The organism is Spirosoma sp. SC4-14 (assembly GCF_037201965.1).
Taxonomy (GTDB): domain Bacteria; phylum Bacteroidota; class Bacteroidia; order Cytophagales; family Spirosomataceae; genus Spirosoma.
In genome coordinates this window covers 386,730-409,379 of record NZ_CP147518.1, presented here as the reverse complement: position 1 = coordinate 409,379, position 22,650 = coordinate 386,730, and the positions used below count along the sequence as shown (strand labels likewise).

At 48.0% G+C, this 22,650-nt stretch carries 19 protein-coding genes and 1 pseudogene; 12 read left to right on the top strand and 8 right to left on the bottom strand.

Translation table 11 applies throughout. The features are described 5' to 3' along the window. Positions 1-41 precede the first annotated feature (41 nt). The 7 genes from accB to WBJ53_RS01690 all read left to right on the top strand — a co-directional run bounded on the left by accB (position 42) and on the right by WBJ53_RS01690 (position 7,441). Complete coding sequence (gene accB / locus WBJ53_RS01720; RefSeq protein ID WP_338874318.1) at positions 42-530, top strand: acetyl-CoA carboxylase biotin carboxyl carrier protein; 489 nt, start codon at positions 42-44, stop codon at positions 528-530. A gap of 95 nt (positions 531-625) precedes the next feature. Beyond that, positions 626-1,969, top strand: coding sequence for an acetyl-CoA carboxylase biotin carboxylase subunit (gene accC / locus WBJ53_RS01715; protein WP_338874317.1), 1,344 nt, complete (start codon positions 626-628; stop codon positions 1,967-1,969). Positions 1,970-2,065: 96 nt separating this feature from the next. Continuing rightward, positions 2,066-3,694, top strand: a complete 1,629-nt coding sequence (locus tag WBJ53_RS01710; protein WP_338874316.1) for a sodium/solute symporter — start codon at positions 2,066-2,068, stop codon at positions 3,692-3,694. A gap of 6 nt (positions 3,695-3,700) precedes the next feature. Further along, positions 3,701-4,789 carry a serine hydrolase domain-containing protein gene (locus WBJ53_RS01705; RefSeq protein ID WP_338874315.1) on the top strand — a complete coding sequence of 363 codons (1,089 nt, stop codon included), beginning with the start codon at positions 3,701-3,703 and terminating at the stop codon, positions 4,787-4,789. A gap of 72 nt (positions 4,790-4,861) precedes the next feature. Further along, positions 4,862-5,716, top strand: coding sequence for an inositol oxygenase family protein (locus WBJ53_RS01700; protein ID WP_338874314.1), 855 nt, complete (start codon positions 4,862-4,864; stop codon positions 5,714-5,716). 60 nt (positions 5,717-5,776) lie between these two features. Next, positions 5,777-5,905, top strand: a complete 129-nt coding sequence (locus WBJ53_RS01695) for a hypothetical protein (RefSeq protein ID WP_338874313.1) — start codon at positions 5,777-5,779, stop codon at positions 5,903-5,905. Positions 5,906-6,037: 132 nt separating this feature from the next. Beyond that, complete coding sequence (locus WBJ53_RS01690) at positions 6,038-7,441, top strand: sodium:solute symporter family protein (protein WP_338874312.1); 1,404 nt, start codon at positions 6,038-6,040, stop codon at positions 7,439-7,441. Here the strand turns inward: WBJ53_RS01690 and WBJ53_RS01685 are convergent. The 3 genes from WBJ53_RS01685 to WBJ53_RS01675 all read right to left on the bottom strand — a co-directional run bounded on the left by WBJ53_RS01685 (position 7,410) and on the right by WBJ53_RS01675 (position 8,949). Further along, on the bottom strand, positions 7,410-7,856 hold the full coding sequence (locus WBJ53_RS01685; RefSeq protein WP_338874311.1) for a DUF1572 family protein: 447 nt from the start codon (positions 7,854-7,856) through the stop codon (positions 7,410-7,412). The genes WBJ53_RS01690 and WBJ53_RS01685 overlap by 32 nt on opposite strands. Before the next feature lie 35 nt (positions 7,857-7,891). Then, positions 7,892-8,344, bottom strand: coding sequence for an NUDIX hydrolase (locus tag WBJ53_RS01680; RefSeq protein ID WP_338874310.1), 453 nt, complete (start codon positions 8,342-8,344; stop codon positions 7,892-7,894). 98 nt (positions 8,345-8,442) lie between these two features. Continuing rightward, a complete protein-coding gene (locus WBJ53_RS01675) occupies positions 8,443-8,949 on the bottom strand; it encodes a DNA starvation/stationary phase protection protein (RefSeq protein WP_338874309.1) in 507 nt (168 codons plus the stop codon). Between the two features lie 167 nt (positions 8,950-9,116). On the opposite strand from WBJ53_RS01675, the gene WBJ53_RS01670 reads away from it, so the two are divergent. Both WBJ53_RS01670 and WBJ53_RS01665 read left to right on the top strand, forming a co-directional pair. Beyond that, entirely contained in the window at positions 9,117-9,308 is a 192-nt protein-coding gene (locus WBJ53_RS01670; RefSeq protein ID WP_338874308.1) for a hypothetical protein, read from the top strand. Position 9,309: 1 nt separating this feature from the next. Next, positions 9,310-9,711, top strand: a complete 402-nt coding sequence (locus WBJ53_RS01665; RefSeq protein ID WP_338874307.1) for a type II toxin-antitoxin system death-on-curing family toxin — start codon at positions 9,310-9,312, stop codon at positions 9,709-9,711. A gap of 9 nt (positions 9,712-9,720) precedes the next feature. Here WBJ53_RS01665 and lhgO read toward each other — a convergent pair whose 3' ends face one another. Together lhgO and WBJ53_RS01655 are read right to left on the bottom strand one after the other, a co-directional pair. Further along, positions 9,721-10,917 carry an L-2-hydroxyglutarate oxidase gene (gene lhgO, locus WBJ53_RS01660; RefSeq protein WP_338874306.1) on the bottom strand — a complete coding sequence of 399 codons (1,197 nt, stop codon included), beginning with the start codon at positions 10,915-10,917 and terminating at the stop codon, positions 9,721-9,723. Between the two features lie 42 nt (positions 10,918-10,959). Next, complete coding sequence (locus WBJ53_RS01655) at positions 10,960-12,246, bottom strand: anthranilate phosphoribosyltransferase (RefSeq protein WP_338877140.1); 1,287 nt, start codon at positions 12,244-12,246, stop codon at positions 10,960-10,962. Between the two features lie 749 nt (positions 12,247-12,995). On the opposite strand from WBJ53_RS01655, the gene WBJ53_RS01650 reads away from it, so the two are divergent. Then, complete coding sequence (locus tag WBJ53_RS01650; RefSeq protein WP_338874305.1) at positions 12,996-16,547, top strand: SNF2-related protein; 3,552 nt, start codon at positions 12,996-12,998, stop codon at positions 16,545-16,547. A 40-nt stretch (positions 16,548-16,587) separates the two neighbouring features. Continuing rightward, a pseudogene (locus WBJ53_RS01645) lies at positions 16,588-17,733 on the top strand (ATP-binding protein). On the opposite strand, the gene WBJ53_RS01640 reads toward WBJ53_RS01645, so the two are convergent. The 3 genes from WBJ53_RS01640 to WBJ53_RS01630 all read right to left on the bottom strand — a co-directional run bounded on the left by WBJ53_RS01640 (position 17,730) and on the right by WBJ53_RS01630 (position 21,775). Continuing rightward, entirely contained in the window at positions 17,730-18,872 is a 1,143-nt protein-coding gene (locus WBJ53_RS01640) for a DUF3800 domain-containing protein (protein ID WP_338874304.1), read from the bottom strand. The pseudogene WBJ53_RS01645 and the gene WBJ53_RS01640 overlap by 4 nt on opposite strands. Before the next feature lie 59 nt (positions 18,873-18,931). Further along, positions 18,932-20,665, bottom strand: coding sequence for a GMC family oxidoreductase (locus WBJ53_RS01635; RefSeq protein ID WP_338874303.1), 1,734 nt, complete (start codon positions 20,663-20,665; stop codon positions 18,932-18,934). 168 nt (positions 20,666-20,833) lie between these two features. Next, positions 20,834-21,775, bottom strand: a complete 942-nt coding sequence (locus WBJ53_RS01630) for a CPBP family intramembrane glutamic endopeptidase (RefSeq protein ID WP_338874302.1) — start codon at positions 21,773-21,775, stop codon at positions 20,834-20,836. 96 nt (positions 21,776-21,871) lie between these two features. Between WBJ53_RS01630 and WBJ53_RS01625 the strand changes: the two genes are divergently transcribed. After that, positions 21,872-22,648: a glucose 1-dehydrogenase gene (locus WBJ53_RS01625; protein ID WP_338874301.1), complete on the top strand. Its 777-nt coding sequence runs from the start codon at positions 21,872-21,874 to the stop codon at positions 22,646-22,648. Positions 22,649-22,650: the final 2 nt, after the last annotated feature.

The window sequence follows — 22,650 nt, the reverse complement described above, 5'->3', positions numbered from 1 at the left end:
TATGATCATACTCTTCGCTTCTCTTTTCTCACTCCTAAACTATGAATACAAAAGACATTCAGCAACTTATCGACTTCATCTCGCAATCGGGTCTGGACGAAGTCAACATTGAGACAGCCGATCTTAAAATTAGTGTAAAGCGCTATGGTATAGGTGCACCCGCAGCTCCAGCAGCGGCTCCTGCTCCTACTGCCCCAGCCGCTCCTGTAGCTGCTCCACAGCCACAGTCGGCCCCGGCGGCTGTGGCAACACCAGCCGTTGTCGCAACGCCTAAAGCAGATACCTCAAACTTCATTACGATCAAATCGCCAATGATCGGCACCTTCTATCGCTCCTCGAATCCGGAAACCCCGGCTTTCGTTGAAATAGGCGACACTGTAAGTGAAGGAAAAGTAGTTTGTATTATCGAGGCCATGAAACTTTTCAACGAAATCGAGTCTGAAGTATCGGGCCGTATCGTAAAAGTACTCGTTGAGAACGCTACACCGGTCGAATACGACCAGCCGCTGTTTTTGGTAGAACCCATTTAAATCAATTAGTGAATGAGTGAATGAGTGATTGAGTGAATAAGCCGACGCCTATTTTTTCACTCAATCACTCATTCACTCATTCACTCATTTATACCATGTTTAAGAAAATTCTTATTGCCAACCGGGGAGAAATCGCACTTCGGATTATTCGGACATGCCGCGAAATGGGTATTAAAACCGTCGCCGTTTATTCGACTGCCGACCGCGATAGCTTGCATGTCCGCTTTGCCGACGAGGCTGTTTGTATTGGCCCACCCGTTAGCAAGCAATCCTACCTGAGTATTCCCAGCATCATATCGGCCGCCGAAGTGACTGGTGCCGATGCCATACACCCTGGCTACGGATTTCTTTCTGAAAACGCCGAATTCTCGCAAATCTGCGCCGATTACGGTATTAAGTTCATTGGTGCTACCGCCGAACAGATTAATGGAATGGGCGATAAGGCAACCGCCAAAGCAACCATGAAATCGGCTGGTGTACCCGTCATACCGGGTTCCGATGGGTTGCTTGAATCCATTGAGCAAGGCAAGAAACTCTCGGCCGAAATGGGTTATCCCGTTATTGTGAAGGCAACTGCCGGTGGTGGTGGCCGAGGTATGCGGATTATCCGGGCTGAAAGCGAGTTTGAGAAAGCCTGGAACGACGCCCGCACCGAAGCAGGGGCTGCCTTTGGCAACGATGGGCTCTATCTGGAGAAATTCGTTGAAGAACCCCGGCACATCGAAATTCAGATTGTTGGCGACCAGTTTGGCAAAGTCTGCCACCTTTCGGAGCGCGACTGTTCGATCCAGCGCCGTCACCAAAAACTGGTTGAAGAAACTCCTTCCCCAATTGTATCGGCCGAACTTCGTGAAGAAATGGGGCAGGCTGCAATAAAAGGTGCTCAGGCTATTGGTTACGAAGGCGCCGGAACGGTTGAGTTCCTTGTCGACAAACACGGGAAATTCTATTTCATGGAAATGAATACCCGGATTCAGGTTGAGCACCCCATTACCGAAGAAGTAACGGATTTTGATCTAATCAAGGAGCAAATTAAAGTAGCAGCCGGAGTCGAAATTTCGGGGCGGAATTATACGCCAAAGCTCTACGCGATGGAATGCCGGATCAATGCTGAAGATCCTGCCAATGGTTTCCGTCCGTCGCCTGGTAAGATTACCGTTTTGCATATGCCCGGCGGTCATGGCGTTCGGGTCGATAGTCATGTATACACAGGCTACACGATTCCGCCTAATTATGACTCTATGATTGCGAAACTGATCGTTTCGGGCCAATCGCGCGAAGAGGTTATAACACGGATGAAACGGGCGCTACAGGAGTTTGTTATCGAAGGAATTAAAACCACGATTCCATTCCACATTAAGCTCATGGACGATCCTAAATTCAAATCGGGTCAGTTTACAACTGCTTTTCTGGAAACATTCGATTTCAGTAAGCTATAACACTGCTGCCGGTAGAAACGAGCTTCATCAATCTGGTATAAAAAGTGGGTGTCTTGCTTTGTCAACAAGACACCCACTTTTTATATTCCTACCCGCATGAATCACCTTGCAACAGCCGATTACCTCGTTTTTTTTCTTTACCTGGTTATTGTTGTCGGTTATGGCTACTGGGTTTACCGCCGTCGGCGACAAAAAACCATTAATACCACCGATTTTTTTCTGGCCGAAGGCTCCTTAACCTGGTGGGCCATTGGAGCCTCACTGATCGCGTCAAACATCTCAGCCGAGCATTTTATTGGGATGGCGGGTTCGGGTTTTGCGATGGGGTTAGCCATTTCGTCGTATGAGTGGATTGCAGCCGCAACGCTGGTCATTGTTGCCATCTATTTTATTCCGATTTACCTGCGCAACCATATCTACACCATGCCGCAGTTTCTGGCACAACGCTACAGCGATACGGTCAGCACTATTCTGGCCATATTCTGGCTGGTCGTTTATGTGCTGGTTAACCTGACGTCGATTCTGTATCTGGGGGCTATTGCCATTGAGTCGCTGGCCGGAATCTCCTTTACTGTTTGCACACTGGGACTAGCTATTTTCGCCATTTTCATTACGCTGGGCGGCATGAAAGTGATTGGTTATACCGACGTTATTCAGGTGGTGGTGCTGGTTTTTGGCGGGCTGGTTGTTACTTACCTTGCGCTGCAACTGGTTGCTCAGGAAACCGGTAGCGGAAGCGTCTGGAACGGTTTGTTAAGTTTGCGCCAGCATGCCGATAGCCATTTCCACATGTTCTTCCCAAAAGGTCATCCCTATTACGAGGTTCTGCCAGGTATGGCACTGGTTACGGGCGGTATGTGGATCAACAATTTTTCGTATTGGGGCTGCAATCAGTATATTGTGCAACGAGCCCTGGGGGCCGATCTGAAAACGGCTCGTAGCGGTATTCTGTTTGCGGCATTCCTCAAACTAATGATTCCGCTTATTGTCGTCATTCCGGGAATTGCTGCTTTTGTTCTATACCAGCATGGCACGTTCCAGGCTGCCATGACCGATGCCTCTGGCGCTGTGAAACCCGACCATGCCTATCCTGTACTGATGAATCTACTGCCCGTTGGCATGAAAGGGCTGGCCTTTGCGGCTTTGACAGCCGCCGTGGTCGCATCGTTGGCCGGTAAGGCCAATTCAATATCAACCATCTTTACGCTCGATATTTACAAAAAATACATCGACAACAAGGCATCGGAACAGAAGCTGGTAACCATCGGACGCTGGGCCGTTGTTGTCGCCTTTCTGATTGCTGTTGCCCTGGCACCCATGTTGCGGTCGCTCGATCAGGTTTATCAATACATCCAGGAATACACTAATTTTATTACACCAGGTGTATTTGCTATTTTCCTTTTAGGTTTTTTCTGGAAACGGGCAACCAACCGGGCCGCTTTAACGGTGGCCATTTTAACCATTCCGCTATCGACGCTACTCAAATTCTGGCCTGAAGTAACCCATCTCTTTGGTACTGAATCTGACCCAATACCGTTTCTTCACCGCACCACCTGGGTATTCTGCATTGATGTAGCCATCATGGTCGTGATATCGCTAGTCGATCCGGTTCGGGTGAAAGGGCTTATTATCGATCGGCAGATGTTTCGGGTATCCCCTTCGTTTGTTGTGGGTTCCATTGGAATTTTCAGTATTTTGGCTGTATTGTACGCCGTATTCTGGTAGAACCCCATGACGAAATGTCTGACAATGGCCTTCTTACTGTCGGCTACCTCAGTTTATGCACAACTATCCGACCAGCTCGATTCTTTAATGCAAGCAACCATCCCGGCCGATCGGCCGGGAGCAGCACTGCTGGTTGTTGTTGATGGTAAAGCTGTCTATCAAAAAGGCTACGGCCTGGCAAATCAAAAAACGAAAGCAGCCATAAGTCCCAAAACTAATTTTCGCATGGCATCAGTCTCAAAGCAGTTTACGGCAATGGGGATTTTGTTGCTGGAAAAAGACAGGAAGCTTTCGCTTGACGATCCGTTGATTCGTTTTTTTCCGGAGTGGCAGCCAACGGTTGGTAAAAAAGTGCGGATCAGCCATTTGCTTACCCATACATCGGGAGTGCTGGATTACGAATCAGTTATGAATTCGAATCAAAAAGAACAATTACTGGATGCCGATGTACTACGCTTGCTTAAAGACCAGGATTCGGTGTATTTCGAACCAGGGAGCCAATTTCGCTATAGCAACTCGGCCTATTGCCTTTTGGCATTGCTTATTGAACGGGTATCGGGGCTGTCGTTTGCTACATTTATCAAACAGCGAATATTCCAGCCATTGCACATGACCGAGTCCGTTGTGTATGAAGCGGGAAAGCCTATTCCAAACCGGGCAATGGGATACCGCAAACAAGGGAATGCCTATGTTTTTTCGGACCAGAGCCTGACGAGCGCCACCAAAGGTGACGGCGGTGTATATACTTCCCTGACCGATTATCGGAAATGGATCGAAGCATTGCAAACCAATACATTACTCAATCTGAATGCCGTGTTAGCCCGTACCGGCAAAGCCATTCGTTCTTATAGAAGCAGTTATTATGGCGCTGGATGGTTCTATCAGCAACCGGCCAGCCCAATTCTGTTTCATTCGGGCACGACCTGCGGGTTCAATAATTTCGTGGTGTCGATACCTTCCAGCCGCTTTCTGATGGCTTATTTCTCCAATAGAGCCGATAATAAAGCCAATGCCGAAGCCGTAATTAGAATACTAGCGAAAGCTCTTCAGCCTGAGATTAGCAATATTTTGGCTCTCGACGAGCTAACTCAATAAATAACAACGATTGTAGCTTACTGGTTAACAGCAATAAATTTGTAGATTTACTGACGAAATTTTCATTCAGCCATGATAAGCGAAAACGCCCCCCTCAGCAGCCTCGATCAATGGGAAGACGATATTCTGAGTCGCTATCCCGAACCCGAACACAAGTCTAAAGAAGATTACCGGAACTACGATTCGCCCGAGCGCGATACGGTTCGTGAGTTTTATCGGTTAAACCATACTTACCAGACCTACGATTTTGTACGGGAGAAAGAACGGGAGTTTCTGAAGTTCGACAAAAAAGAATTACCTGTTTGGGGGGTGGCCGAGTTTCTGAACACCCTGGTCGACGACTCAGACCCCGATACCGACCTCGACCAGCTTCAGCACCTGTTGCAAACCTCCGAAGCTATTCGTGCAGATGGCCATCCCGACTGGTTTGTGCTGACCGGCTTTCTGCACGATATGGGGAAAGTTCTCTGTCTGTTCGGTGAACCTCAATGGGCTGTGGTAGGCGACACGTTCCCGGTAGGTTGCAAACACTCCGACCGGATCGTTTATCCCGAATTTTTTGCTAACAACCCCGATAGCCAGGACGAACGGTATAACACAAAATACGGTGTTTATGAACCCAACTGCGGTTTGCGCAATGTGCATATGTCGTGGGGGCACGATGAGTATCTGTATCAGTTGATGAAAGATTATATGCCTGAGCCAGCGCTATACATGATGCGCTATCACTCATTCTATTCTCAGCACCGCGAAGAGGCTTACAATCACTTAATGGATGAGCACGATCATGCTATGTTCAAATGGGTGCGAAAGTTTAATCCTTACGATCTGTATTCAAAAAGCCCAAAACCACCCGTAGTTAGTGAACTGAAACCTTACTACGAAGATCTGATTGCCAAGTACCTGCCTGCTACATTGCGGTTGTGAGACTAAATAAGTAAACCTTTTCAACCAAACCGTTACCCAAAGCTAAATAAACCGTTATTCATGCTTCTGGAAGAGCGCATTGAGCAGGTTGAACGCCAAAATGTTGTAACAGCCCGTGCTGTAGCCGACTTGACAGTTGATGTACGAGCCATTCGTCATGACCTAACCCAAGGCTTTCATTGCAGCTAGTGCTCACCTATTTGCACGAGAAATTGCCTTAAACTAACTAGCAGGGCCAAATTGCATCTGCAACTCATAGAAGCACAAAATACACAAAGATTCTTTGCGTATTTTGTGCTTCTTCGTTTTCAACCGTTGCTGATGCTACTGTTCCTGATCGCTCTCTATCTGCTCTCTAATGTGGCAGTTGGTGCCTGGGCGGCCCGACGTGTCACCAATTCACAGGATTTTGTGTTGGCCGGCCGGAGGCTCCCCTTGTTTCTGGCAGCCTCTGTTACTTTCGCAACCTGGTTTGGCTCAGAAACCATCATGGGAGCACCTGCCATGTTTGTAGAAGGCGGCTTTCTGGCCGTTATTGAAGAGCCATTCGGGTCGGCATTGTGTCTGTTTCTGGTGGGAGCATTCTTTGCAAGGCCACTTTATCGGCTCAACATTACTACATTCAGCGATTATTTTCGCGTACGATTTGGCCGATCGGCAGAATTACTATCGGCGCTGATGGTTATTCCATCGTATTTCAGTTGGATTGCGGCTCAGCTAGTAGCCATTGGTATCGTATTAAGCGTTGTAACAGATGTGCCGCGCGAATATTGCATTGTCGCTAGTGCAACCATCGTAATGATTTACACATTACTGGGCGGTATGTGGTCGATTTCGGTTACCGACTTTTTTCACAACCTGATTATCATTCTGGCTCTGGCAGTATTAGCCATTATGCTTTGGAACGATGTTGGTGGCTGGACAACCATTCAGCAACGGACCCCTACTAATTTTTTCCGGTTCATTCCCAATCCTACCCGTAAAGACTGGCTGGCTTATATAGCAGCCTGGATCACAATTGGTTTAGGGTCAATACCTCAGCAAGATGTTTTTCAGCGCGTTATGGCCGCCAAAACAGAAACGATTTCAGTGCGAGCGTCGTATCTGGCCTCAGCTATGTATTTAACGGTGGCCATGCTCCCACTATTTATTGCCCTAAGCGCCAAACTACTCCACCCCGACTTACCTCAGGATAACCAATTAATTATTCCGAATATGGTGATCCGGCACGGAAATTTATTTCTACAGGTTTTATTCTTCGGGGCAGTGACCTCGGCCATTCTAAGCGTATCGAGCGGAGCCATTCTGGCACCGGCAACGGTTTTTGGCGAGAATATCGTTCGTTTCTTCCGCCCCGAAATCAATGATCAGGCTTTATTGAAAACCATTCGTTGGGCCGTTGTGGCCATCACAATTATTTGCGTGTTGATGAGTACAACACGCGATACCAATATTTTCGATCTTGTTGGCGAATCGTCGGCATTTAGTCTTGTTTCGTTGTTTATTCCGCTGGCAGCAGGCATTTACTGGAAACCGGCAAATCTGATCGGCTGTCTGTGCTCGATGACTGTTGGTTTTAGCGTATGGCTATTCTGTATCTGGCTAAATACCGAAACATCGCCCATGCTTTGGGGCTTACTGGCAAGCGCCATTGGTATGGCTGCCGGGAGCTTAGTCAACTCCTCCCGGCAACTTAATGATCCAGCAACCGACGGTGGTAATTGATTTGCCCAAGGTGATAGGCCAGATGAGAAGCCAGATGCACCAGCATATAGCCTGTGGAAGTTTTTGCCTCAAACACCAACTGCGGATATTCGTCATCGAGTTGTTCTTCCCGCACTCTGTCGAGCGCATTCATAACAACTGGAATCGTAGCCTCAACTTTCTCGATCAATTCGGCACGCGGAATATCTTTTAATGAAAATTCCAGATCGCGGTAACGAATATAGCCCGTTTTGCCCAATTCGGCTCCGATATATGTATTCAGATTGCCAACCAGATGCAGACACAGATTACCGGCCGAGTTCGGAATCTGTTGCTCGGTATGCCAGATCACGGCTTCATTTTTATACAAACTCATTTCCTGCTTCAGCCGGTTAAGGTCTCTCAGAAACAGCGTTTTTAGGGTAGGAATAAGCATAGGTGAGTAAAGTTGACATTCTGAATGAGAAATTATTAACCAAAATACTGCTGCTCAATTCGGCCGACGTAGCCTAAATACGTTGCCGAACTAAACCAGGGCTGAAGTTTTCGGCCGATGTTCGGATACATGTTTAACTGCTCCAGATCGGCAACTGGTTTCCAGGCGATTTCGAGTGCGGTTGTTTCGGTTGGGTTGAGTTGCGGTTCGCCCTGAAGATTACGAGCCGCAAACACAACGTGTAACACATCGTCGTTGCGTTGCGACAGGAGCATTTCACCGGCCAGAATCATCTCACCAATATCGACAGAAACCCCAAGCTCCTCCCGAATTTCGCGCACAACGGTTTCAGTCAGGATTTCGCCCCGGTCGGGATTCCCACCTGGCAGTGCATATACATCCTGACCACCATAGTTGTAGCGCATTAGTAAAATTTCTGTTTGGCCAGCATTTTGGCGCCAGATAAGGGCAGATGGACGAACTTTCATATCGCCAACTTAACAAAAGCGGTCGTCTTTCCCAATTTGCAACCGGGAAAGGCGACCGCTGGTATATGAATGAATCTGTTTAATTTAATCCGTTTCCGTTAATTCAAATCGCGCGTTGTTTCGAACAGGAACCAGGTCCGGCGCTCGGTTTCGTCGATGTATACTTCCAATAGGCTGGCCGTTGCTACATCTTCAGCTTCATCGCAGATTTTGTGCGCGTCCCGCATGTTTTTCGCCATTTTCTTATTTTCGGCGATCAGGTCGGTTAGCATGTCTTTGGGTGCCACGAAATCTTCGTCATTGTCTTTTACCCGTTGCAGTTGGGCAATATGCGCAACCGACCGAATGGTGTTTCCCCCAATTTTCCGAACGCGTTCGGCCAGTGGGTCGATGGTGGCAAAAATCTGGTCGGCCTGTTCATCGAGCAGCAGGTGATAGTCGCGGAAATGACGACCCGACATATGCCAGTGGTAGTTTTTGGTTTTAATGTATAGGGCAAAAGCGTCGGCCACAAGTCGGTTTAGGGCTTCAGCAACTTTTTCCCGGCCTTTTTCTTTCAGGTCAGATGGTGTATCCAGGGCTTCGTTCTGAGTTATAGTGCTCATGATTTAGTCTGTTTTTAGTCAAAATCTCTCGTTTAACAACCCGTATTCGAAGCCGATTGTTTGTGAAGATTTGCTTAAGATAGAGCCTACGCCCGCAACAGAGCATCCGCCATGCCGAACCGTTGGTAAGCCCGCAATGTTCTTATCTTTGTAAAAACACGATTGGTATGACGGCCCTGGAGAAAAAGCAGCAACTCATTGAAAAAGTGCAGCAAATACCTGAGAGTTACTACGACGATATTAACAGTATACTCGATACAATTCTTACTGCTCAGGAGTCTATCCGACGGGAGCAATTCGAGCGACTCTTATCCGAAACATCGGCAAAATATAAAGCTGTCTGGAAAGCTTTAGCTTGACATGATCTATCTAACGAAAGCCGAAATAATTACCATCAATAACTATCAGGTCAAGGCTTTTGGAGGCAATTTTGTGCTGCCTCACAATTTCCTTCATGAAAAAAATCTCGATTACTTACTGGAAGCTGTAGAAGCCAAGATGTTTGGCAAGGCCCTATATCCTGAACTATATCAAAAAGCAGGATTGTATATGTTCAACATTGTGTGCAACCATATCTTTCAGGATGGCAACAAACGAACAGGGCTACAGGCAGCAATTATTTTCGTGCAATTAAACAACTACACATTTAAGGATTCTGTCGATGACGATTTACTGATCGAGTTTACGCTCGATGTGGCATCAGGCAAACACTCGCTCGAATCTGTGCAAACGTGGTTCAAAGACCACATTCAGCCGCTTTAACTCCTATCGTTAAAACCGGGCCAGCACCTTTTCGGAAACGGTTTTTCCAATCGATAACGATGAGGTAGCCGCCGGCGAAGGTGCATTGACAACGTTGATGGCCTTATCGGTTTCCAGAATAGCAAAGTCGTCGAGCAAACCGCCCGTTCGGTCGCAAGCCTGCGCCCGAACGCCCGCTCCGCCCGGTTCCAGGTCGGCTTCCTGCACGTCGGGAATCAGGGCCTGTAGGGCTTTCGTAAAGGCCGACTTCGAGAATGATCGGTACATTTCGCCCAGACCCGTCTCCCAGTATTTGGCAGCTACTTTCTGGAAGCCTGGCCATGCCAGTGTTTCGAACAGTTCTTTTAGATTGATGTCTGATTTTGTGTAGCCCTCACGCTGGAATGCTAACACCGCATTAGGCCCCGCTTCAACACCTCCATGTATCATCCGGGTGAAGTGTACGCCCAGAAAAGGAAAATTAGGATCGGGAACCGGGTAGATCAGATTTTTAACGAGGTATTCTTTTTCGGGCCGTATTTTGTAATACTCGCCCCGAAACGGTACAATGCGCACGTCGACCGCTTCGCGCTGGGTTAACTGAGCAATTTTATCGGAATACAGACCGGCACAGTTCACCACCAGTTTCGTTTCATAGCTCCCCTTATTGGTAACGACAATACTCAGACTAGTGCCTGGTGTAACTTGCTCAACACGTTCAGCCAGTCGGATTTCGCCACCCAGTTGCTGAAATTTCTCAGCATATTTCTCCGAAACCTGCTTGTAGTCGATAATTCCCGTTTGTGGAACAAACATTCCCGCAACACCATTGACATGCGGCTCAATTTCGCGCATTTCGGCAACCGACAGCTTTTTCAGCCCAGCGAGCCCATTAAGTTGCCCACGCTCATAGAGGGTATTTAGCTGTGGGATTTCTTCTGGCCTGGTTGCTACTACAATTTTTCCGCACAGGTCGTAGGGAATACCTTCGGCATTGCAGAAATCGATCAGCATATGATAGCCTCGAATACAGTTGGTTGCTTTGAGGCTTCCCGGTTTATAATACAATCCGGAGTGAATAACACCGCTATTGTGGCCTGTCTGATGCCGGGCCACGGCAGGTTCTTTTTCGATCAGAACAACTTTTAAAGAGGATCGTTGCTGCTTTAATTGCAATGCGGTGGCCAGTCCAACAATGCCACCACCAATAATTACGACGTCTATCATGCCAATATGGCTAAATGCCGCCACAAAGGTACAGCTTTCGGGCTAATCAACCGGCTGTGGGCGCAATTGTCCTTCAATCCAGTCGAGCCCACGGCCATAAATGGCCTGAGCCAACCGCACCCGATTATCGAAATCGGCATCGGCGCTGAACCCTTCAGCCATAAATTGCTGAACAAGGCGGGCATTATCGGTAGCCAGCGGATGGTCGTATTGCTGATCGCTCTCGGTTCGGAACGAAGCAAAGGTAGGCGAGTCGGCTTCGAAATGCTGATAAAAGAGATGACCACGGTGCGTTCTAACCGCACATAAGATACCACTTGCCCGGCTGGTCGATGGTGCCAGACTGCCTTCCAGACCACGTTTCATTACAATAGCCGCATCGAAACCAGCCATAAGCGCCAGTTCGGCCATCTTCATCTGATAGGTGATATGAAATACCGACGTTACCAGTATTTGTGCATGGCAGGGATTCAGTACTTTTTCGAGAGTTGCCAGAAAGGGCCGTTTTATAATCGTCCGTCGGCGATCGACCCAGCGATTCAGCGCTGGCGACAAGGCTTTCTGATCCAGTACCCATCCATAGCGGTCGAGTGGCGTATCGAGTTCGTGATTACTTTGCAGAAACTGGCATCCCAGATGCATACACAGATCAAGCGCATTAAGCGTAAATTTTGGTCCGCCCGATCGACCCACCATCGATATGGCTCCGTAGCCACGTTTCTGAAAAAACTGCCCCAGCAGTGGTGTGATCAGATAACTGTTTTCGACCCCATCGAACGGTTCGGCCAATTGCACCAGCGGCCGGTCTGCACAACTTATTGGCCCAAACCCCGGCGAAAAAGTGCTCTCAGCGGCCCGCATGAGCCCAAGGTACTCTTCATTGGTTTCATGGCGCACCCGCATAATGCTGGCAGCCAGCCCACGGAAGGTTTCGCAGTTATCGTCTCCGAACAGATAGTCGCCCAACTGATGCGCTTCACTCACTTGCAGGTTATGCCCCCGAACCAGTTTGGTAGCAATGGGATGCATGCCAACTGGCAAATCGGGGCATACTTTATTAATAAAAAAAGTAGGATGTGAGAATGCCCCTTTACCAATTACTTCTTCCAGAGCCATCTCGGCAGGAGTTGGCCCTTTAGCCAGCAAAGCCCCCAGAAAAGCGCCCCGTTGCAGTGGATGCGATGCCGGATCGGCCAGTGCCGCTCGGCATTCGGCCAGTAAATCATCAGGAAGCGGCTTGCTGCCGTACTTTCCAATACCGATATGCTTGATACCTCGCCCAAGCGGTGTATCGACTGGAGCATCTAAATCCAGATTGATCATTGACATAACGGACATAGGGAGTAGGTTAAGAAGTAAAAGTTAAGTGAAAACAGTTAATTACGTATAGCATTAAAATCATTTATTTGTTTAAAGCCATCTGTCAATCGAACTGTTTCTGATTGTGTTTCATCGTTTAAAAAGAGGTTTTGGACTGATTGGCCTTTTCGGTTTGGGCTTTCATGTCTGTTGATTCAGTACTAATCAGTATACTTCTGCCACCGGCTCAACTCAATTTCCTAACTCTGCTTCAGGCAGGCAACCTGCACCGTCTTCAAGCTAGCCATTTACCTGTAAAAATGAGCGTTGCCATTAACAACGACAAGATTATACGTTAAACAAGTTTACAATATTAGCAGCTACAAGACAAATTTTCCTGACCTTTATGCGAATTTATACATCATTTTATTTTGCATTTAACCCATTTACCAAAATTCACCAATCCAGCTTGTTCAACCCTGGAACTTCTGGAACATGATCATCTGTATAAGACCATAGTACGCTGTAAGAAAGTTAGGATAGTTCGTTTATGTGGTCAGTCAAAACAGTAAGGCTCCATAAAACACTTTCTTAAAATAACCGTTAGCGTACAGGTAGCTATATGACTGCTTGCGTTGTAAAGCATTATTTTCTGACGTATTACGTTTATGTATACGGGCATGGCTTCACTAGTAGTCATTGGTCGCGGGTTTGCGAATAACGCATGACCAGAAAGCATCAAACCAGCTATTTTTACATTTAAATCAGTTTCAGTATAGATGGCGGAACGCATCACCTACGGCAAAACGTGGTGGGGGCAACAATGGCTTAATGCCCTGACAAGCATTGACAAGGCAAATCGGTTACCTCGTGGCAAAACCTATGCCAACAAAGGAGCTGTTCAGGGCTTAACCATTTCCCAAAATCAGATCTCAGCGTCTATTAAAGGATCTGCTCCCCGGCCCTATCGAACCAGGCTGACGGTTCAGTTGTTTACCGATGAGCAAAAGCGGAGCCTATTATCTGAAATTCAAAAAAATCCGGCTATTCTGGCTCAGCTTCTGAATAGACAGTTGCCTCCCGAACTAACTGAGTTTGCCGACCGACAGGGTATTCAGCTCTTTCCTCGTTCGTTTCAGGATCTAATTATGGGCTGTTCCTGCCCCGACGAAGCGATTCCGTGCAAGCACCTTGCCGCCGTTGTTTATGTAGTTGCCAATGAGATCGACCGAAATCCATTTCAGGTTTTTCTACTGAAAGGACTTGACATACTGACCGAGCTCCAGAAATGGCAACCTGAGGCCGTTGCTGGTACACTGGATACGGTCGTATCCTTACGGGAACTCGGTACCGATGAATTGCCCGATGAAGATGAAGACTGGCGCCCAGATGACAAAATTCGCGCGGGGCTCGACTTCTCAACCATTCCTCCACTGGCCGACCAACTGTTAGGGCTCCTATCAACCGATGTTACATTTACCAAAAGCGATTTTCATAAATCGCTCAGTAAAGCCTACAAGCTGTTCAGCAAACCACTTATTGAAAGTCAGCTTGCGAAACCCGACCTGAACGAAATTCATCATCCCAACCCAAGCGACAGCATTGAACTGCAACTCGATGAGGTGATGAAAGTTAAGAAAATCAGCATGTTCAGCGAACACGGTGAGCCTCGTTCGATAGCTGGGTTTACCATGAGCGACCTGATCAACTGGCTCAATACACTCACCGAATCGGACTGGGACGAAATGAGTGATTCGGTACGGGCACTCTACCTGACGCAGCAGTTTGCGACGGTGCTGCTTCGGCGAGGGGCGGTTGTGCCTCAACTCCTGCGCGTTGGCCCAACCGAAGATCAGTATCGCGTTCGATGGCTTCCGGCCATGCTCAATGAAACCATTAAGCACCTGACCAGCCAACTGGCTACCCAGCTTCCACCAACACTTTTGACCGTACGCTGGCAGAAAGAATGGCTGGCTCTACCCGACGATCAGCAAATTTTAACCCTGTGTTCAATTTTCTTACGGCGGGTTATTAAGCCAACGACCATTGAGTTGTGGGAACGCTGGCCGCTGGAAGATGCCGACCGGCTGTTTTTTGGCGTCGAGACGCTCCGATTCGAAGGCTTTGGCCGCAAAGAAATGCCGGTAGCCATTCAACTCTGGCTCAACGATTTCTTTTTGACGCACAAACGCTTTGTGCCAATTATTGCAGTTGAAGACAATGAGTATGGCGATGAGTTTAAACTAAGCCTTCTGATTCAGGACCGCGAAACGGCCCATACCAATAACTCGCTCGATCAGCCAATTCCACTGCCCGAATTACTGGCCAAGAAGAAACACGAACGCATACGAATGGCCGTTTTGCAGGATCTTCTGGTGCTCTCGCGGCATTTCCCCGATCTGGCTCAGCTCACAAAACTAAACGGCCCTCATGCCTTATCGTACTCACCCGATCAGTTTGTGCAGGTTTTGCTCGAAACGCTTCCTCGAATGCAATTGCTGGGTATTGCTCTCTGGCTGCCAAAGTCGCTCCAGCATTGGGTAAGGCCACAGGTGGGTGGACGACTGAAAGCCAAAGTTTCCGACAAAAATGCCTTTATGCGGATCGACGATATGCTTACCTTCGACTGGCAGGTGGCTATTGGCGACGAGATGGTGAGTGTGAACGAGTTTCAAAAACTGGTTGGGCGCTCCAGTGGCCTGGTCAAAATTAAGGATCAGTATGTGCTGATTGATCCAACCGAGCTTGCCAAACTGTATAAACAGCTCGAAAACCCACCCGAACTGACCAGTACCGATCTACTAAAGGCAGCTCTGACCGAAGAATATAAAGGAGCCCGGTTAGGCTTATCGGCCGAGGTGCGGAAACTGGTCAAACAATTCACCGACAGCGAAGCCCAACCGCTGCCTCAGGCGCTCCATGCCACACTTCGGCCCTACCAACAACGAGGATACGATTGGCTCCTGAAAAATACAACCCTTGGTATGGGGAGCCTGCTAGCCGACGATATGGGTCTCGGAAAAACGCTCCAGGTAATATCATTGCTACTTAAATTCAAACAGGACGGTCGGTTCAAAAAACAAAAAGGATTAGTCGTATTGCCAACCACTCTGCTGACGAACTGGCAAAAAGAAATTATTCGCTTTGCGCCAGACCTAATGGTTCGGGTTTATCATGGAACAAATCGCAAACTAGCCACTACCAAAACCGACGACTACGATCTGTTACTAACCACCTATGGTGTTGTCAGATCGGATCTGGATACTCTGAAAAAGACAACCTGGGCAACCGTTATTATCGACGAAGCTCAAAATATTAAGAACCCGGATACCGAGCAAACCAAGGCAGTAAAAGCGCTGAAGGCACCAATTCGAATTGCCCTCAGCGGAACTCCCGTCGAAAACCGACTATCAGAATTCTGGAGTATTATGGACTTTGTGAATAAAGGCTATCTGGGCGGTTTGGGTAAGTTCAACGAAGATTTTGGAAAACCAATTCAGCAGGAACGCGATCACCAGAAACTTGATTTATTTCGGCGGATCACGAGCCCTTTTCTACTCCGGCGGGTTAAAACCGACCGCAGCATCATCAGTGACCTGCCCGATAAGATTGAAAACAATCAGTTCTGCTCGCTCACTACCGAACAGGCCGCTCTGTATGAAAGTGTAGTTCAGGAGAGCCTGCGAGCCATTCAGGAGAAAGATGGCATTGCCCGTCGGGGGCTAGTGTTAAAACTGATGACGGCGCTTAAGCAAATCGGTAACCATCCCTATCAATACCTCAAACGGGGCAACAATACGCCTGTTCTCTCTGGTAAGGCCACACTCCTGCTCAATTTGCTTGAAAACATTTATGCCAGTCACGAAAAGGTGTTGATTTTTACCCAGTATCGCGAGATGGGTGAGCTGCTACAACAATTTATCCAACAGTCGTTTGGGATGCAGCCGTTGTTTCTGCACGGTGGAACATCCCGCGCCGACCGCGACGAAATGGTGGAGCAGTTTCAGCGAAACCGGAGCGATCATACGTTTATCCTGTCGCTCAAAGCGGGTGGAACAGGCTTAAATCTGACCCAGGCCAATCACGTTATTCACTATGACTTGTGGTGGAATCCGGCCGTAGAATCGCAGGCTACTGATCGGGCGTTTCGGATCGGGCAAACCAAAAACGTACTGGTATACCGGCTTATGAACCAGGGCACGCTCGAAGAAAAAATCGACGCCATGATTCGCACCAAACGTGAATTGGCCGACCTGAGCGTTCAGACCGGCGAAACCTGGCTTGGCGACCTGAGCGATGCGGAATTAAAAGAATTGGTGATGTTAGGGTAAAAAACGTTAATTCGTTGAATAAACTCACCCAATTAACAAAATGCTAATTGAACGAAGGTTATTTCATACGCTTGGGGCAAAATTAGGAGCTAACAAAGTCATCTGACTAACAGGAGCCAGACGTGTTGGGAAAACGGTTCTGATGAATCAACTAGCTGATTCGTTTGATGGCCATAAGCTTGTTCTGAATGGTGACGATCTTAACACTGCCGATCTACTAAACGAACGACGGGTAACTAATTATCAGCGGTGGCTTGGTAATACGCAACTCCTGCTCATAGATGAAGCCCAGGTAATTCCTGAGGTGGGCAAAGCATTAAAGTTACTGATCGACTCCTTTCCGAACCTGACGATTCTGGCAACAGGCTCGTCGGCTTTCGATTTAACAAACCGTGCCGGAGAACCACTAGTTGGGCGTCAGCTAACCTATACATTATACCCACTGGCCCAACTTGAACTCAGCAGCACCGAAACATATTTACAAACCCGTCAGCATCTTGAAGATCGTTTGGTATTCGGGAGCTATCCAGATGTTGTACTCATGGATAGGCCTTCTGATCGTATCGACTATCTAAAGAGCATAGTGTCGTCCTATTTGCTCAAAGACATACTACTGTTCGAGCAAGTGCGAAATGCTCAGAAAATGCTGCATTTATTACAATTAGTTGCCTTTCAGGTTGGTAACGAAGTTTCGTATGATGAGTTAAGCCGTCAGCTACAGCTTGACCGCAATACGGTTTTCCGCTATCTGGACTTATTTACTAAAATCTTTGTTCTGTTCCGACTAGGGGGCTATAGTAATAACCTGCGCAAAGAGGTAACAAAAAGCTCGAAGTGGTATTTTTTTGATAATGGTATTCGCAACGCACTGATTAACAACTTCGCCCAACTATCGCAACGACAGGATGCAGGGGCATTATGGAAAAACTATCTGGTTGCTGAACGGCTAAAGCGTAATGCATACCTAAACAGTCAGGCCAATGTTTATTTCTGGCGAACGTATGATCAACAGGAACTCGACTGGCTGGAAGAAGCGAACGGTCAATTAAACGGCTTCGAAATGAAGTGGCATACCAACCGGGTTCGTTTCCCAAAAGCGTTTCAAAATGCCTATCCAGAAGCAACGCTTTCGGTTGTTAATCCAGACAATTATCTGGATTTTATTGCTCAGTTGCTTCAATCTTAGTCGATCATTCTTCTTAAACTATCATATTCAGTGCGTTCGAGAATGTCGATGGCTCCATCTGTAGCCAGTCGGATTTGATCACGGCATTTGTTGATACGCGATAATAAGGGCTGGATAATCGTGTTGCTATGGTTAACAAAATCGTAGAGATCACGCTCCGATGCCGGAAGTTTATAGCCTTTTGTGCTGCTGGCAATCAACACGCCGGCATCGCGCAACGGCGCAATTACTTTAGTCTGAAAATAATGCAGGCTAACTGTTGCATTACGTCGACTCTCAATATGCCGAATCAACTCACGACTTGATATATAGCGCGTGGGATCAATGTGGCGAAAATGGAAAAGCAGATAACTCAGACAAGTATGCTGATCTACATCTTGTGGCGACCGACTGCTAAGCTTGCGATGAACAAAATCTTGCGCCAGATTCACACTTAAATCGGCCAGCACAGGATTGTACTGAGTCTGATTGAGCGTAGCTTTCACCAGCGAGGGTGCAAAAACATCAGGCCAGAACTTTAAGGTCAGCAGTTTGGGGCGTAGTAATTCAATGAAACTTTGTCGCTGATCCGATATAACTGTTTCGTCATAACAACGCGCCAGGGTTCCAGCGATAAAATCGGCGGCTTGTACCAATACGCTCCCGTGGTCATTAACGAAACCAAAACTTGCCTGATTAAACAGATTGGGAATGTGGTTAGCCTGTACATACTTCACGAAACCATCCATAAACGTTTCGCTTCCGTGCATATCGGCCACTAATTCCAGATTGGGAAATGTACGATACAACTCACGGTCGGCCAGTCCATGCAGAAATTTATAGAATGAGCCTTTGTAGTGGAGTCCCTCACTGGTTAGTTGTCGTTTATCAACCACCAACGCGAAAATCTGAAACGGCGCTTCTACTAAAGCCGAAAGGATGGCCCGTCGTCGCTTCGCGTCATCCTCAGCTTTCGATGACTTAATGGGCCCGGTTTGGAAAAACTGCTTTCGAACAGCTTCTATAATGCGCTCAGCCTCATCTTTCTTATCCTTAGGAAGTACAAGAGTAACAACTATAAAGTGGGTGGATACCTGTTTTTTGGTAAAATCAAGGCCATTATTACCCCATTCGTCCAAAAAGGCGATATGGTTATGCATAGCTATTATGAAAAATTAGCGATTGACTCTCTTTACATACCAGAACATATAAAAACTTCCTAGCGCGGTATATCGCCCCGTTTCAGCGCTTTCACGGCATAATCGGCTGCGCGTGCCGACAGAGCCATATAGGTCAGCGAGGGATTCTGGCAGGGCGACGAGGTCATACAGGCGCCATCGGTATTAAAGACATTTTTGACGCTATGGTGCTGATTATATTTATTGAAAACAGAGTTTTTCGGCGATGTTCCCATTCGGGCCGTACCCATTTCGTGGATGCTTAAGCCCGGATGCGCCTGACTGTCGAAGCCATTAATATTCGAAAAGCCTGCTTTTTCGAGCATCTGTACGGCCTGCTCCCGTGCATCTTTACGCATGAGGGTTTCGTTTTCGCGATAATGCACATCCATCTTCAGTACCGGCTGTCCCCATTTATCCTTCACATCGTCGGTCAGGTAAACGCGGTTGTCTTCGTAGGGCATACATTCGCCGAACGCATCCAGCGTGATTTTCCAGATACCGAACTGCGTAGCTTTCTCTTTCAGATCGGCCCCAAAACCATCCAGACCAAGCGCATGCTCCCAGTTTTCGCGTCCCGTATATACCTCAAAGCCGTAGCCACGCTTGTAGGGCTGCGACTGCTGCCCCGGCAGGTTTCGAAAACGTGGAATATATAGCCCCGCCGGATGCCGACCGAAGTAGATTTTGTCCAGATCGTGATTGTAATCGGCCGAAGCGCCCACATGAAAGTGATGATCCATTACATTCCGACCTAGCTGTCCGCTGTCGTCCATACCGTTGGGGAACCGCTTGGATTTGGAGTTCATCAGAATGTAGGTAGACCCTAAAGCCGATGCATTCAGGAAAATGACGCTGGCGTAAAATTCGTGCCATTCATGCGTTTGTTCGTCAATGACCCTAACACCGGTTGCCAGTCCTTTCTTCTCATCATAGATAATTGAATTGACAATAGAGTGCGGCCGAACGGTTAATCGCTTCGTACGGCGGGCGGCAGGCAATGTAGCCGATTGTGTACTGAAATACGCGCCGTAGGGACAACCGCGCATACACATATTCCGGTACTGGCATTTGGCCCGCCCCAGACTCAGTTGCTGCTGCGTAGGTGCGGTCAGGTGAGCGGCCCGCGCCGAAATCACTTTGCGATCAGGAAAAGTGTCGTTTATGGATTGCCGAAAATGCTGCTCAACGCAATTGTCGGGCATGGCGGGTTGAAACTGGCCGTCGGGCAGGTGCGGCAACCCGTCACGATTTCCGGCAATACCCGCAAATTTCTCAACATGATCGTACCACGGCGCAATGTCTTTGTAGCGAATGGGCCAGTCGGTAGCAATACCTTCCCGGGCATTGGCTTCGAAATCGAGATCCGAAAAACGAAACGAATAGCGGCCCCACATCAGCGAACGTCCACCAACGTGATAGCCCCGAATCCAGTCGAATGGTTTTTCTTCAACGTATGGATTATCCAGATCATTGACAAACTGCTGGTGCGTTGCTTCTGTAATGGTAAAGCCAGTGCGGTTCTGTACTGGATAGCGTTTCAGGACATCCGTCGATACCCGTAAGTTATGATGGGGAAAATCCCAGGGATTCATGGTTGCCGTGTGATAGTCCGTAACGTGCTCGATCATGCGGCCACGTTCCAGCATTAACACGTTTAACCCTCTTTCACTAAGTTCTTTAGCTGACCAACCCCCGCTGATTCCTGAGCCAACAACAATGGCATCAAACTTTTTTCCGGGTGGAACAGACGATTGTTGATTCGAACGATTCATACTCCTTTTATTATACTTAACGCTATTAAAACCACATTTAATACAGACAAACTTAACGCATGGTGAGCTTACTGCTAATTAAACCAGTCTTAAAACTCCCTAACAAGCTGTAACAAGAGTAGAGAAAAGGCTGAATATAACCTGATTTTCGAATCAACATTGCGCCGGTTAGCGCCCTCCGCCCTGCAGAAAAGCGGCAATCTCCATTCCCCAGGCAATGCCAATATGAATGAGCAAACCGCCCCAGATACTTCGGGTGCTTAGAGCCAGCACACCCAGCAAATACCCCCCAAACAGCGATGAAATAGCCTCACCCATGGGCCGCCCAAAATGAATAGCACAGTACCACACCACCATAGGCAACACCGCTCCCCGACCCAGTAAACGGCTCATTCCAATTACGAGAAAGCCGCGAAACATCAATTCGGTCGGAACGAAATCCCAACCGTAGCACAATTCATAGAAAAGGGCCGTAACCCATTCGGGTACGCCAAAAAATTCGTTAGCATTTGTATCGTGGTAGGTTGGGTAAGACGCCAGAAAATCGGGCTGAAACGACGCCAGCGTAATGAGCGGAATCATTAGTCCCAGCAGAACCAAATACAGAATCAGCCCTTTTCGCTTCGGGGCCATCCCGTAAAAGTTACTTGGGTTAGACCGCTGATCGACCAGTTTATAGAACACATATAGCGGCAACACAATCGTCAGCACCGATTGCAGATTGTGCAGACAGTAATAGGCATACACATAAATCTGGCCATTGAATACCTCCCGGCTCCAGTTATTATGTGCATAAAAGCCTGCATAGACCGAATAACAAATGAGTGCCCAGCCGCTCCGCAGCCAGAATTCCCGATTTCGCCAGATGTCGGGACGGCGGTGAAATCGGGTCCAGAGCCAGACACTACCATAATAAGCCGTCGCATAGAGCGTAAAATAAAGTACCGGCCAGCGCGGGTCACCCTGAAACGTATCGATGTACGAATCTTCCAGATCGAGGTAATAATTGATCGCCAGTAGCAGACCGGCCCAGAGCGCGGTGGAAAGGTATAGATCAGGACGAAAATCGGCGCGCAGATGCTCGCGGAGGTCACGCCAGAGAATTTTCACTGTGTTATTCTGAACAGAAAATTGGTAAAAGTTAGTAACCAACTACAAAATAGATTTATTTTCGGCACGTCTTCGGGCGTCATAGCCTAGCAATATATGTCAAATTTTACGAATCAGGTTGTTTTCATTACGGGCGCGGGCGCGGGTATTGGCCGGGCAACAGCCCTGGCATTTGTCAAAGCAGGAGCCAAAGCAGTGGTAGCTGACATCAACGAAACCAATGGGAATCAAACGGTTGAACTGATTCGGGCGGCCAATGGCGACGCCATTTTTATAGCCTGCGATGTGGCCATTCCGCAACAGATTGAAGCCGCCATCCAGCAAACCGTCGACACATATGGCCGTCTGGACATCGGCATCAATAACGCGGGTATTGGTGGGCGATTTGCCCGGCTGCTGGAGCAAACCCCCAACGATTTCGATCAGATGATGGCCATAAATGTGGGCGGTGTTTTTTACGGTATGCAGGCACAAATCCGGCAAATGCTAAATCAGCCCGAAAATGGTCATGCCGAACGGGGCAAGATTGTTAATGTGTCGAGCATAGCGGGGGTGCGTGGTATGGCAATGGGAGCACCTTATAGTGCCTCAAAACATGCTGTTATTGGCCTCACGAAAACGGCCGCTCTCGAATATGCCCGGAAAAATATACGAATCAATGCCATATGCCCGGTTTATACGCACTCGGCTATGGTCGATGAGCTGATTCAGGCAGCACCCATTATGGAAGAGCGGATGCGCAAAGTAATTCCTATTGGTCGGCTAGGGCAGCCGGAAGAAATTGCACAGGCTATTCTGTGGCTCTGCTCCGACGAGAATGCCCTGTTTACGGGCCAGGCCCTACAAATGGACGGTGGCCTTACGGCAGGGTAAAG

What these genes read in the sequence shown, in the direction of transcription:
- accB (WP_338874318.1), top strand. Translation starts at nt 42, where the DNA reads ATGAATACAAAAGACATTCAGCAACTTATCGACTTCATCTCGCAATCG.
- accC (WP_338874317.1), top strand. Translation starts at nt 626, where the DNA reads ATGTTTAAGAAAATTCTTATTGCCAACCGGGGAGAAATCGCACTTCGG.
- WBJ53_RS01710 (WP_338874316.1), top strand. Translation starts at nt 2,066, where the DNA reads ATGAATCACCTTGCAACAGCCGATTACCTCGTTTTTTTTCTTTACCTG.
- WBJ53_RS01705 (WP_338874315.1), top strand. Translation starts at nt 3,701, where the DNA reads ATGACGAAATGTCTGACAATGGCCTTCTTACTGTCGGCTACCTCAGTT.
- WBJ53_RS01700 (WP_338874314.1), top strand. Translation starts at nt 4,862, where the DNA reads ATGATAAGCGAAAACGCCCCCCTCAGCAGCCTCGATCAATGGGAAGAC.
- WBJ53_RS01695 (WP_338874313.1), top strand. Translation starts at nt 5,777, where the DNA reads ATGCTTCTGGAAGAGCGCATTGAGCAGGTTGAACGCCAAAATGTTGTA.
- WBJ53_RS01690 (WP_338874312.1), top strand. Translation starts at nt 6,038, where the DNA reads ATGCTACTGTTCCTGATCGCTCTCTATCTGCTCTCTAATGTGGCAGTT.
- WBJ53_RS01685 (WP_338874311.1), bottom strand. Translation starts at nt 7,856, where the DNA reads ATGCTTATTCCTACCCTAAAAACGCTGTTTCTGAGAGACCTTAACCGG.
- WBJ53_RS01680 (WP_338874310.1), bottom strand. Translation starts at nt 8,344, where the DNA reads ATGAAAGTTCGTCCATCTGCCCTTATCTGGCGCCAAAATGCTGGCCAA.
- WBJ53_RS01675 (WP_338874309.1), bottom strand. Translation starts at nt 8,949, where the DNA reads ATGAGCACTATAACTCAGAACGAAGCCCTGGATACACCATCTGACCTG.
- WBJ53_RS01670 (WP_338874308.1), top strand. Translation starts at nt 9,117, where the DNA reads ATGACGGCCCTGGAGAAAAAGCAGCAACTCATTGAAAAAGTGCAGCAA.
- WBJ53_RS01665 (WP_338874307.1), top strand. Translation starts at nt 9,310, where the DNA reads ATGATCTATCTAACGAAAGCCGAAATAATTACCATCAATAACTATCAG.
- lhgO (WP_338874306.1), bottom strand. Translation starts at nt 10,917, where the DNA reads ATGATAGACGTCGTAATTATTGGTGGTGGCATTGTTGGACTGGCCACC.
- WBJ53_RS01655 (WP_338877140.1), bottom strand. Translation starts at nt 12,246, where the DNA reads ATGTCAATGATCAATCTGGATTTAGATGCTCCAGTCGATACACCGCTT.
- WBJ53_RS01650 (WP_338874305.1), top strand. Translation starts at nt 12,996, where the DNA reads ATGGCGGAACGCATCACCTACGGCAAAACGTGGTGGGGGCAACAATGG.
- WBJ53_RS01640 (WP_338874304.1), bottom strand. Translation starts at nt 18,872, where the DNA reads ATGCATAACCATATCGCCTTTTTGGACGAATGGGGTAATAATGGCCTT.
- WBJ53_RS01635 (WP_338874303.1), bottom strand. Translation starts at nt 20,665, where the DNA reads ATGAATCGTTCGAATCAACAATCGTCTGTTCCACCCGGAAAAAAGTTT.
- WBJ53_RS01625 (WP_338874301.1), top strand. Translation starts at nt 21,872, where the DNA reads ATGTCAAATTTTACGAATCAGGTTGTTTTCATTACGGGCGCGGGCGCG.